The 12,687-nt window shown below is 39.2% G+C and carries 9 protein-coding genes and 1 pseudogene; 4 read left to right on the top strand and 6 right to left on the bottom strand.

Annotation, left to right across the window (positions count from 1 at the left end):
• The 4 genes and pseudogenes from ABIB40_RS19245 to ABIB40_RS19230 form a co-directional block, all read left to right on the top strand.
• A pseudogene (locus ABIB40_RS19245) lies at nt 1-123 on the top strand (IS1595 family transposase); the annotation flags it as partial.
• 264 nt (nt 124-387) lie between these two features.
• On the top strand, nt 388-783 hold the full coding sequence (locus ABIB40_RS19240) for a hypothetical protein (protein WP_354361302.1): 396 nt from the start codon (nt 388-390) through the stop codon (nt 781-783).
• 79 nt (nt 784-862) lie between these two features.
• The gene (locus ABIB40_RS19235; RefSeq protein WP_354361300.1) at nt 863-3,043 is read left to right on the top strand and encodes a TonB-dependent receptor; all 2,181 of its coding nucleotides are present in this window, start codon (nt 863-865) and stop codon (nt 3,041-3,043) included.
• A gap of 382 nt (nt 3,044-3,425) precedes the next feature.
• Nucleotides 3,426-3,815: a YkvA family protein gene (locus ABIB40_RS19230; protein WP_354361298.1), complete on the top strand. Its 390-nt coding sequence runs from the start codon at nt 3,426-3,428 to the stop codon at nt 3,813-3,815.
• Between the two features lie 334 nt (nt 3,816-4,149).
• On the opposite strand, the gene ABIB40_RS19225 is transcribed toward ABIB40_RS19230, so the two are convergent.
• From ABIB40_RS19225 to ABIB40_RS19200, 6 genes are all read right to left on the bottom strand, one after another.
• Nucleotides 4,150-6,606, bottom strand: coding sequence for an outer membrane beta-barrel protein (locus ABIB40_RS19225; protein ID WP_354361296.1), 2,457 nt, complete (start codon nt 6,604-6,606; stop codon nt 4,150-4,152).
• Between the two features lie 109 nt (nt 6,607-6,715).
• On the bottom strand, nt 6,716-7,429 hold the full coding sequence (locus ABIB40_RS19220) for a hypothetical protein (RefSeq protein WP_354361294.1): 714 nt from the start codon (nt 7,427-7,429) through the stop codon (nt 6,716-6,718).
• Nucleotides 7,426-7,809, bottom strand: a complete 384-nt coding sequence (locus ABIB40_RS19215; RefSeq protein WP_354361292.1) for a GntR family transcriptional regulator — start codon at nt 7,807-7,809, stop codon at nt 7,426-7,428. Before ABIB40_RS19215 ends, ABIB40_RS19220 begins: the two co-directional genes overlap by 4 nt.
• Nucleotides 7,810-8,604 (bottom strand): hypothetical protein, encoded by a 795-nt coding sequence (locus ABIB40_RS19210; RefSeq protein WP_354361290.1) that lies wholly within the window; start codon nt 8,602-8,604, stop codon nt 7,810-7,812.
• Between the two features lie 4 nt (nt 8,605-8,608).
• A complete protein-coding gene (locus ABIB40_RS19205; RefSeq protein WP_354361288.1) occupies nt 8,609-9,454 on the bottom strand; it encodes an ABC transporter ATP-binding protein in 846 nt (281 codons plus the stop codon).
• 514 nt (nt 9,455-9,968) lie between these two features.
• Complete coding sequence (locus ABIB40_RS19200) at nt 9,969-12,677, bottom strand: outer membrane beta-barrel protein (protein WP_354361286.1); 2,709 nt, start codon at nt 12,675-12,677, stop codon at nt 9,969-9,971.
• Between the last annotated feature and the right edge of the window lie 10 nt (nt 12,678-12,687).

Here is a 12,687-nt window from a genome sequence, read left to right as displayed (position 1 = left end):
TTAGACGAATATTTTTATCGCCTAAATAGGTCTATTTTTAAAGAGACAATCTTTGATAATCTATTTAAAAGAATGATAAAACATCAACATATTGGCTGGAAATCTATTGTAGTGCCTAAGTAAGTAACTCGATAATTATTTATGCTAAATACAGATGCTGGTATATCCTTTGAGTGTATTGTCATCCGTAGGATTAAGTCCTAAAACTTCAAAAGTGACGAACTTAAATTAGGTATCCGATTTATCAAAAAAGCCCCGTTTTTATAAGATAGTACAGCTTTGGACTCTCATTATTATACCGTTTTATGAGAATGAAGATTCTTTTCGTCCATGCTAAACTTGGGCAGATAGGAGAATTTTAGATGCGTTTTAGCTATATTTGCACCCATGAAACTGTCTATGGTCGGATTATTGTTAAGCAGCTATTTTTTGGCCGGTAGCATAATTTTTCCGTTGAGTGACTTTTCTTTGATTCGGGATGTGCCAGGAATGTACCGTTCTTACAGCGAAGTCCGCTCGGGGCATCCCGACATCTTTGATTTTGTTGGCGACTATCTGCTGCACGGCAAGGAAATTTTTGGCAACAATGCCCATGATGCCCGGCCAAAGAACCCAGGTGCCTTGCAGTTTCAGCACCAACCTACCCTTTCTATCTATTACTCAAAGGACGTCTGGAGACTTGTTTTTAATCTGGAGAGGCCGCTTTTTCAAGAACCCCACTATCGCATCACTTACTATCTTTCAGAGTACCATTGCGAGCACTTCAGGCCTCCTATAGTTTAATCGAATTCATCCGATTTTTATTTCTCCATTTTTAACGTTGGCCAATGCTATGCGCTGGCCACACCATATAACTATATCCATGAAAAGAATTTTCATGTTGTTGTACTTTGTGCTAATTGTACAGGGTGTATCAGCTCAAAACACCTTCCGTGCGAAGGTAATCAATGACCAGACCAAGGCGGTTCTAAATGGTGCAACGGTGACTATTCCCGATTTAAATATTGTATCAAGCGCCGATACAAGTGGCCTGATAGTCATCCATAATATTCCCGATGGCAAATTTGAGATCGAAATTACCTACCTCGGTTTTGCGAAAAGTGAACACGTGTACAGCTTTCCCTTGCAAGATCCACGGAAGATACTTCTCATTAGCCTTGGATCTGCCTCAGGTGAGCTGGCAGAGGTGACCGTGCAGACTACGCGAGCCAACCAGAACATTCGAGATATCCCTACGCGCATCGAAGCACTGCCCTTGGAAGAACTGGACGAGAAAAGTACGATGAGACCAGGGGACATCAAGATGCTCTTGGGCGAATCCACCGGCATCCATGTCCAACAGACCTCCGCTGTCAGCGGCAACGCGAACTTTCGGATCCAAGGTCTGGATAGCCGTTATACGCAGCTGTTGCAAGATGGTATGCCGCTATATGCGGGTTTTTCCGGTAATCTTAGCTTGTTACAGATAAGTCCGCTTGATCTGAGGCAAGTGGAATTTATCAAAGGTTCATCATCAACCCTATATGGCGGTGGTGCCATTGCGGGCTTGATCAATCTGATCAGCAAAGTACCCGAAAAAGACCCGGAACTAACTTTTTTACTGAATGGTACCAGCGCTAAAGGTGCTGACGCGAGTGGTTATTATAGCCAGAAATGGAAACATATCGGAACTACCATTTTCGGTTCCTATAATTACAATGGGGCTTTTGATCCTGCGAATACGGGGTTGAGCGCCATACCCCAGACCAAACGGTTTACCATTAACCCAAAAGTCTTCCTATATCTGGACAAGAATAATTCAGCTTGGTTCGGGCTGAACGCAACTGCTGAAGATCGTCTTGGTGGCGACATGCGGGTGATCAACGGGAATGCCGACAATTTGCATCAGTATTTTGAGCTTAACAAGACCTATCGCTTTTCTACGCAATTGTCCATCACACATAAGATCAATGAAGAAAGCAAGATCAACTTTAAAAATACAGTCGGCTATTTCGACCGCACGTTGGGCGGGCCGGGATTTGATTTTAAAGGCAGGCAACTTTCCTCGTTCAATGAACTGAACTATGTGCGGAATGGCGAAAAGGCATCCTGGGTATTGGGAGCAAACTTGATTACCGATCACTTTACAGCGAAACCTCCGCAAAATAATCTGAGCTACAGCCAGACCACCGCTGGGGTATTCGCACAGAATATCTATAAGGCCAATAAATGGTTCTCATTAGAGAGCGGCCTTCGTCTGGATGGTAATTCGCCTGCACCTTCAAGACCGTCCTCTGGAATTTTTGTCCTACCGAGAATTAATGCGCTTTTTAAGATTACGGATCATTTGAGTAGCCGGTTGGGTGGCGGACTGGGCTACAAGATGCCTACCTTGTTTAATGATGAAAGCGAACGGGATGGCTATCAGTATATAGAACCTTTAAAGATCGGTAACACTCAGGCAGAACAGTCTTTTGGCCTGAACGGAGATCTTAATTACCGCGCTCCATTGGGCGACGAGGCATTCGTTAGTGTCAACCAACTGTTTTTCTCTACGCGGGTAAACAGACCGCTTATACTGCAGAACAATATTTTACTCAATGCTCCCGGTTATTTGAGCACTCAGGGCGCTGAAACGAATGTTAAGTTGGTGATGGACGAACTGGTCTTTTATCTGGGATATACCTATACAGATACCAGAACACATTTTGATGGGATGAGTATGCGGCAAACATTGACTCCCAAAAATCAGTTGAGCTTTGATGCAACATACGAGATTGAGGGTAGTTTCCGTTTTGGAGCGGAAAGTTTTTATACAAGCAGACAGTTGTTATCGGATGGCACTACGGGAAGGGGTTTTGTAACATTTGGCCTGTTGGTTCAAAAGATGTTCAAACATCTGGATATTTTCGTGAACGCAGAAAATCTGACCGATCAACGCCAGACCAAATGGGGCAGTATCTACACAGGGAGCCTAGCTGATCCTAAATTTAAGGATATATACGCCCCTTTGGACGGAATTGTTGTAAACGCGGGGATCAGGATCAAATTGCTGGACAAGTAGTATCACTAAAATGGGGCCCGAATGCAACGCATCCGGGTCATGGTTAATAAAGGTTGCCTAAATTAAGTTAGCCCTGGCGTTTACAGGGCTAACTCTTGCAGGATTAAAGAAATCTATTTTCTATTGAACTTTCGACTATACACGAATAGACTAAATGGCCGGCAAGTAACGTCTCCAATTAGGTTAAAAGTATGGTAGCCTCGCAAGCAGTGCGAACTGGAATCTCAACGATGATGTTAAGGTTGTTCTAAATTATTCTAAATTTGTTTTTGGGGAAGTGGTAGAAGCGAAGCAGACTTTATAAAAAGCGATTATTTTATAGGCAGAGTCAGTTTTAGGAAAACAATACACGTAAGATATGACAGGCTCTTTTATCGAAAAGATGAAGGCTAAAGTAAAAAGGATGAAGCAAGATACACTCGCCCTTTATTATGCTTACCAACATCCCGCCACACCGTTTATTGCAAAATTGCTGATCGGCATCACTATCGGGTATTTATTAAGTCCGATTGATTTGATTCCCGATTTTATCCCCGTTATTGGGTTGCTAGATGACCTGCTCATTGTTCCATTTCTTATAGTGGTGTCAATCCGTTTAATACCTAAGGAAATCTGGCCGGAAAGCAAGCTAAAGGCAGCGCAGTCTCCAATAATTTTGAATAAAAATAACTGGCTTTTTGCAAGTCTTATTGTTGCCATTTGGCTTGCACTATTGTTCTTCTTTTTCCGTCTTTTTAAGAATCGACATTTAGGAACTAAAAATGGAATTTGAGATTCTCAATATTCCCCGGTATTTTGAGATAAATGGATTTTAATTATTGTTATTCCACCGTTTTTTGATAATCTGTCTATTTAATATTTTATGATTCTTTGAAACGAATCCTTGGCTATACAAACGCCCGTTAATAAAATTGATGCCAATTATCTTTACTGTATACCAATTGGTAAAGTGAAGTTCTAAAAGCCAAGATAATATTCTCTCTTATTTAATTCCAATACAAAATCGCAAATAAATACGATAATTTAAAATTTCTCGTTTTCGTACCATCGGAGATTAATCATTTTCAATTACAGATTAATAGCAAATATTGTTAATTTGAGAAGTTTCAGCTTCCGGATTTAACCCTTCTTTCTTCCGAAAATGAACCTTTGGTTCGTTCATTAGCTCCTTTGATCTGATTCCCTCCAAACCTATAAGTAAAGCTAAGGCGAAAAATCCTGGTTTCAGGCTTCTCATCAAGATGGTAATTTTGTGATGAAATGGCACTGCTTATCTGTGTTTTTCTCAGGTTAAAAATATCATTGGCAGAAAGTTTAATATTAGCCCTGCGATCTGCAAATGATTTACCGATTCCCAGGTCGACGCCATACATAGGTCTTACAAAATAAGTACCATAAACTTGTGACGACTGATAGTTGCCGGATAGCTCAACGATAGTGGAAGAGTTAACTGTAAAAGACTGATTGCTATTAACCTGATAGGCGAGCTTACCGCTTTGATAGGGAGCGCCTAAAAGATTCGGGGATTTGAAGTCATTATAATAAAGCGTTAGGTTATTGTATGTATTCCACCAGCTGGTTATGGCGATGGGGTAGTTGATATTAGAACTGTAAAAATCTTGGTGCGCAAGATTTTGAGTTGTTTGATATAAAGTTTTATGAACGGTATCAGTAACAATAACCTGGGTGATCACATCGTTGGTGTGGCTGTATCCGAAGCTGAGATTCAGCTTCTTTTTATAGGTGTAAGACAATTCAAAAGAATTGGTGTATTGCGGGTTCAAATATGGGCTGCCGGCGGAAAAAGTGTACAGATCAATAAAATAGATAAATGGATTTAGTGATTCGTAGTCAGGCCTGTCAACCCTTCGACTGTAAGAAAACCCCAGGTCATTGTCCTTTGAAAGAACCTGGCTAATATAAAACGTGGGGAACAAATTTAAATAATGGCGGTCTACCACAGTACCCAGCGTGATGGAATTACCTTTGGAAATGGTTTGTTCAACCCGCAAGCCTAATTGTATAGTTGTAGTTTTAAATTCTTTGTGAATATTGGTATAGGCCGCGTTTATGTTTTCCTTGTAAGTGAAATGATTACTCCTGTTAGCATCATTCAGAAACGAGTTATCTGTCATATTTTCAAAATGGAAGTCGTTATCTGTGCTTACATAGCTGGTTTTAACACCTATTTCAAATTTTGTTTTTGGTTTGATCGGCAACGCATAATCTATTTTTGCTGACCATACGTCAATACCTGTCGGCGCAAAACTTCGGAAAATAGTCGGACTTTTGTAGACACCTCCTTTACTGTCGATAAATGTATTATTGTAATTATTGCCTACGCTGTTATCGAACCTTGAAAAATCAATGTCGGCAGTCAGTTCCTGTCCCAATGAATCAATGGTTGATTTAAAATTAAGATCATAAGCAATACTCTTAAATTTACTTCTACCGGGGTTATTTGCTGTTACTGATGAATCTGTTTTAAATGCTGTACTTCCAATTAAGGTATTGTTTGCATTGTTCAGGTCGCCGTTATTGTCATACCCGTTTACGACAAAGCCAATGGAGTTCTTATTATCAATACTGTAATCAACCCCGGCCTTATAATTGATATTCTTGCTGATCCTCGTGGAGCGGCTTAACTGGCTAAAGTAGGTTTGATTCTTAGCTGAGTTGTTTACCCGGAAAACAGTCAGATCTTCGGCAGTTTTGTTATCTGATGCGTTGATGTTCCCAAAAAAATTTATGGATTTCTGGCGGTAATTTAAATTAAGCCCGGCAAAACTTTTGTAATATTTTCCATAACCACCACCGCCAGTAATAGTGCCATTGGTGCCGAACTGCTTATTTTTCTTCATCTTAATATTAATGATACCCGAACTTCCTGCCGCATCATACTTGGAGGACGGGTTGGTGATCAGTTCTATTGACTGTATGGCCGTTCCCTCTGTGGAACTTAATAGATTGGAAAGCTGGTCTGGTGACAGGTAAGTCCGTTTACCATCAAGCATTACTGTTACCCCTTGTTTACCACGCAGGCTGATGTTACCCGATTTATCAATTGCTACACCCGGAGATTTCTGTAATATTTCCAACGCACTGTTCCCGGTGGCCAGCGCGCTGCTTTCCACGTTTACAACAATTTTATCGACCTGGTATTCTATTAGGGGTTTTTTATTGTTGATTGATACCGTATTTAATTGATGAAGATTGGGCTTAATAAAGATGTTTGCAACTGTAATCAACTCGTTTGCCTTGATATAAAAAGGGCCTTTAACTACCCGCTCATAGCCCATCACGGTAACCGAAACCAGATATGCACCGGGAATTAAATTTTTATAAATGAATTCCCCTGTTTCGGAAGTCAGGGATCCTTTTAATATAACTGAATCCTTAACATTTAAAAGGGTTACTGTCGCATAAGCTAAGGGACTTTGTTTTTCATCCTTAACCTTGCCGGTTATTTGTCCGTTGACTGGCCCAGTTTGCGCCTGAGCGTTTGTTAATCTTGTCAAAATCAGCAGTATGCTGAAAACGATCACTGATAGTTTGTGTTTCATTTTATTAAAATTTAGGCATAAGTGTGGCCAGTAACAGCCACTTAGCCATCACGGAAAATAATTTCGTTGATTATTGATGCGTTACACCAATTCTCTTACGCTAATAATGCTAATGGGATTTGAGGTTGTGACCGGATAGGATAACCGCCGATTTTTCGGATACGTCCAATTGGAGCGTGTCAATATTCATATGCCCAAAATCCAACAAACTCACCCCTTGCATTTTTACGGTGACGTTATTAGCCTTGATGGTTGGGGCTTGCTTCAAATCAGGATTCATTTCAAATATTACCTGGGAGGAATCGCGCTGACTAATGAACAGCTTATCAAAATTATGGGTGTTGCTTTCTACTTCGATTCTTGATTTTCCGCCAAGGTTGATAGACAATTCCTTTTGGTCTAATTTCTCCAATTCGAAATTGGTGTTGTAGCCATCGACAGCCAGCAACTGGGGGGCGGCGATGCGAACCAGTACGTTGGTTTCCATCCAGGATTTTTTGTAAAGGTCTGTAGGACTGTTAACAAATTGGAGATGTAAAGTGTCGCCTGATATATAGGTCTTAACGCTGTCTTTATCGTAGCCACCCCAATAGTCGAGTACCCGAACAGAACAACTTTTCTGCTGTTCAAATACGATATTGGTGACATTGCCGCCATCGATTTTCAGGTATTTAAATGGAGCGGTGGAGATCTTATTGTAATTCCAATAATAATCACTTTTATCAACGCTGTCATATCGTTTCTTTAATATGACGTTAGATGCAAACAGGCTGGTCACGAATGCGCCCAGCATCAAGACTAATATTTTTGAACTTAGTTTCATTTTTTCTTTTCTTTAAAATTTTCTTTAATAAATTCTTCAAATAATATCGTTACGTCTTCCGAGTTAACTTTTAGCAGGAACATATTTCTGAACATTACGGGCAGATCATTTTTAAAGAACAGGTTTCTGCGAAAATTAAGTACTTTTTCAAGGCCGTTCTCCGGTACAAAATATCCTATACCGCGTTTATTAGTGATAATTTCTTCCTGCTGTAAATAATCGTATGTTCGTTGTATCGTATTGGGCGTTACCTCCATGAATATCGCCAGTTCGCGGATGCTCAGGATTTTATCACCAGGCCGCCATTTACTAAGAAGGATCTGTTCACATACATATTCTGCTATTTGTAAATAAATGGCTTGTTTATCTCTGAATTCCATCTAAACTTCTTTTTCTTTTAACCTTAAATAGGCTAACAGCCATAAAACCGACGGCACCACATAGGCAATAGCAAAACCCGCTGCTTTTGCAGGTGCCGACGGCATATCAATAATGCCAACTTCCTTATCAACTTTCAAAAAAACACTGGTAAATGGCAAAGCCAGGTCAATATGCTCAAAAAAGAAAGACCCAAAAAATAAATTGATAAAATAAGTGCCGATAATAAACAGGCAAATCAATAGCGCCACCTTTATGTAACTTACCTTATTGAAATAGAGCGACCCTAAAAGCATGGCTCCTGAGATGTTAAAGAACATAATAATTACCGACCGTGCGATCGGGTTTTCAAAAGAAAAAATTTCAACCGAGTTGTATTGAGTTAGGTAATTGATGGCATGGTGATCCAGATTATTTCTGTAGCTATCTACAAAGTATAGATCGATCAGCCGGTAGAAGCCCAAGTAGATCAAAACAAATAAGAACCCGGCAATAATTATCCCGCAGAGCCATTTTTCTAAATGCGAAGCAGGCAGCAATAAATAAGAAACGCCGTTCGATTTTGAGGAAAAATAGCTAAACACTGAAGATGCCATAAAACTTCCCCCTATGAGGAACCCCAGGACAAATGCGCTTAACTGGGCCTTTCCAATCCCCACCATTGACTGTACTATAGCATAGGTAAGCAAGGTGATCGTCAAGGTTACCGCTAGTAAGCCAAGCAGTAAGGCCGGCTGCTCCAAAACAGACTTTTTTAAAAGCCAGATAAACCGCTTAATATCAAATACATCATTCATGATTCTATCTTTTTTTAGGGGTAAATATTTGGTTTAATAATTTGGGGTTTTGAGTAGCGCCGTTGAAAAGGTGCTCCAGGTTAAGCCGCGAATCGTCCCCGCTTATATTTTCTCTAACAATAGATGTTCCCTTTAAGTGCTCTTCCGTATACAGGACTTTTTGATCTGACGAAATTTCACTAACCGTTTCAAAATACAATCTACTCGTAATTTCGTCAACTGATGCATTTAGGAGGAGATTTCCGTTGTTTACAATTACAACCTGATCAATTAGATTCTCCAGGTCCCTCGTTTGGTGCGTAGAGATAAAAATTATCCGCTCTTCATTCATTACCGAAGCAATCAGTTTCCTGAATTGTGTTTTTGAAGGAATATCCAGACCGTTAGTTGGCTCGTCCATTAAAATCACTTTCGTATTACAGGCTAGAGCAAATGCGATAATAAATTTTTTTTGTTGTCCGAAAGAAAGGGAGCTTAACTTACCTAGAACTACGACGTCAAGTTCCTTCAAGTAATCGTTAAGCTGGTCGGCATTGAAATTAGGGTAAAAAACACCAAAAAGCGTAGTGTATTGTTTAATTGTTATAGCGGGAACGAAAGATTCTTCAGGAATATAATACACCGTCCTCAAAAAGGAAGGTAATCTTTTTTGAGGAATCATCCCATCAACAGTTACGCAACCCCCTGTAGGGAAAAGCGATCCGGCAATGTTTTTTAGTAAGGTAGATTTTCCTGCTCCGTTTTTGCCAAGCAAACCATAGATGTTCCCATCGTTAAGCAAAAGCGATAAATCCTGGTACAGCAAGTTTCCTTTACTATATCCAAATGAAAGGTTTGATATGTTTATCACAACTGTAGTAGTTAAGTATTACACTACAAATGTATGATAGTTTTTGTTTTTCCCAAATTATTTAGAAATAATAATTTTATTCCATTAATATATAAATCTCAATCTTAACAATCATATACCAAAAAATAAGAGCCTTGGAATTTCAAGCATCCCAAAATGCTGGATTTTTATAGAACGTATCCTTTCGTACACATAGAAGTTGAAGAGGAGGCTATGAAGTAGCCCAGTTTTTTTCTAATCAATGATCTTTTACGAGCTAAACGAACCTAAAATAAATTTCCGGCCGCCATCTTAAATTAAAAAAATTCTATAAAATCTTGTGAACTGTATTATTGAAATATTTGCAAAACTGAAATTTTTTCACTTAACTGCTGATTGCCAAGGAAAGATAAGCAGGTTTTCAAGTTACACCTATTATTGTTTCCTAATTATTTGATGAAATTCAATTGTGTTATCGTTAGTTCCCCGTTTTTTGATAATATGCGCCAGTTTAAAACGCAAAGTTTTTTCATATTTACAACCTTTTTAAGGCATCTTCATTACCTAATTTCGTTTCTTTCTTATGCACATTGGACTTTCCAAATTTATAGGTAAAACCGAAATAGACTCTTTTGCTGTCAGTGTTTACTCTCTCGGCAGAACGAAACGTTCCATAATTTCTGCCTACCAAATAATCGTTTCGTTTAAATATTAATTCATTTCCGCCAAGTCTTAGTTGACCTTTACCTTCCCACAAGGTTAATAAAATGGAAGCATCAATATTTTTATTTCCGCTGTTTTGTGAAAGATCCTGTACATAGTCAGTCCAATAATATGCATCTACCTGAAATTTGAACTTTTCAGATAATTTAAAGATATGCGATGTCTTGAAATCTGAATGTAAGGCAGATAACTTATATTGCTGTCCTAAGACCAACCCTTCTGCCTTATTATACCCTAGTGGAGTGCCACTGTTGATAGTTTCCCACCAATCATTAATCCGCAAAGGATAAAATATGTAAAGAGATAAATCTGATGCGCTTTTTAAATTTTGCCTCGTAAAGTAGGTCACCTTGGTTGTAACATCCTGCTTTAACGGAAAAAGTCCAATCAACCCTTTATTTTTTGTATAACTTACCGATAAGTTGACTTTATGGATGTTTGCATTTAATGAGTAAATGTTATCAAATGCCGGAACCAGTGACGGATTACCTTGTTCAATAGTATACTGATTAATAAATACGGAATAGGGTACTAGTTCGTTGTAAGCAGCACGGCTAACTGTTTTTTTATAGGAAGCGGATACCTCTATATTATTGTTCAATTGATGTTGGTAGAGGAATGTCGGAAATATGTTGGTATAGTGTTGCAGAAAAGTTTGTGCAAAATCTGCCTTAGTATCTTCCAGTCGTAACCCTACCTGTAACTTATCGTTTTTCCACCCTTTGGAGACGATTCCATAGGCGGCGCCAATGGATTCCTGAAGCGTATTTTGATTGGAGAATTCAGCAACTTGCTGAAGCTGGCCACTTCTTTCATCCTCATAATCAACACTAGTTTTGGAATGGGTTTCCTGATATTTCAATCCGGTTTCCAACTTCCAATTGTCGTTAATCTTAAGGGAATAATCACCCTGGGCTATATAAACGTCTATTTTTCCTTTATTTCTGGTCTGGTACAAGGTAGGTATTTTGATAAGTTCGTTTGATCCGTTATATAGTGCCGATGGGAATTGCTGGAACATATTCCTTTCCCAAGGAGTAAAGGTTCCCAATATAACTAGGTCGTGCTTATCTGAATCTGAAAATAAATGATAATTAAAGTTGATTGTAGTAGAACTTACCTTCTGATTAAAAGTAGCATTGGCAATTAAGATGGAATCAAGCCTTGAATTCTCTCTTCCAAATTCATTTTTAGATGACCACGGCCCTCTAAAATGATAGTTGTTAGCATCTGCAAAGAGCCCAATTGTTTGATCTTTAGCCAATTGATATTCTACCGAAGCCTGTAAAGAATACATGTTATTGTATGAAAGACGCATCCAGTTATTGGACAGGAAATAAGTCGGCTCCGTGGGATTCTGAAACCTAGTGGAAGTAATCCCGAAAAAATTATCCCCTTTTATAATTCCTCCATTTGCAAAAAAGGTTAAACGGCCGCGCTTATAAGTTGCGGATAAATTTGTGCTTCCATTAGCATATCTACCAGTAGAACCATCAACGCTAAAATTGCCGGTAAAGCCCTCCAACGAACTTTTTTTAGTTATGATATTAATTACTGCACCGTAAGACGCATCGTATTTAGCTGAGGGTTGTGTAATTAATTCGATTTTCTGAATATTTCCTGCAGGCATTGTTTGAAGTATATTTTCTAGGGAAATATCCGGTACGGGTTTACTGTCGATTAAGATCATCGTTCTTTTCCCCTGTAGGCTTACGCTATTATCCGAAGATATCCTGACGAAGGGTGCCGACCTCAATAGTTGTAACGAGTTTCCTGCAGCCATTGCGCTGTTCTCGACATTAAAAATGAGTCTATCACTTTTAGTTTCTATGGTCGGTCTGGTAGAAGTGATTGTTACTTCTTTCAAAGTTTCTTCCGACGCCTTCATTGCAATAGGTTCTATCGCAACCCGGATAGTTCCGCCGACTGTAAATGGATTGGTTATGTACGGTAATTTTCCTATGGCAGAAATTCTAATCTTATAGGTGCCTAATTTAACAGCGTTAAAGGTAAATTTTCCATCAGTATCCGTTAAAGCATTCAATACCGACGAAGAGTCTACAGCGGTGAGTAGGGTTACCGTGGTATAGGCCAAGGGTTGCCGATGCTCGTCCAATACGCTACCGCTAACCTGATCCCTATATAGTGAATCCTGAAACTGCAACTTTAAGGGCTTTTCCTGACCCGCTTTAGGGCCAATAACTACTGGTTTTGAGAAAATAGAATAATTAAGCTCATCAACTTTGTACCAGGAAAACTTTGTTGGACTTAATAGAGTATCCAGTACCTCATCGATTGATTTGCCTTTATATGTACTGGCCTCATAAATTATTTTTTGATAGGCCAAATTAGCTTTTTCGTATAAAAAATTCACTTTGTATTGTGCCGATAAGGTAGAAAGCACTTTGGCTAAAGATTGGAGATCACCAGCAGGTTTTACTTGCTGGGCTGAGGAGGCAATCGAGCTAAAAAGGATTAGGAAGATTGAAGCAATTATTTGTGTTTTGAACTCTTTTGTCATGATTCCTCCC

This window comes from Pedobacter sp. UYP30, from assembly GCF_040547165.1.
Taxonomy (GTDB): domain Bacteria; phylum Bacteroidota; class Bacteroidia; order Sphingobacteriales; family Sphingobacteriaceae; genus Pedobacter.
The sequence above is the reverse complement of the archived record's forward strand: the minus strand, read 5'-3'. Positions and strand labels throughout refer to the sequence as shown.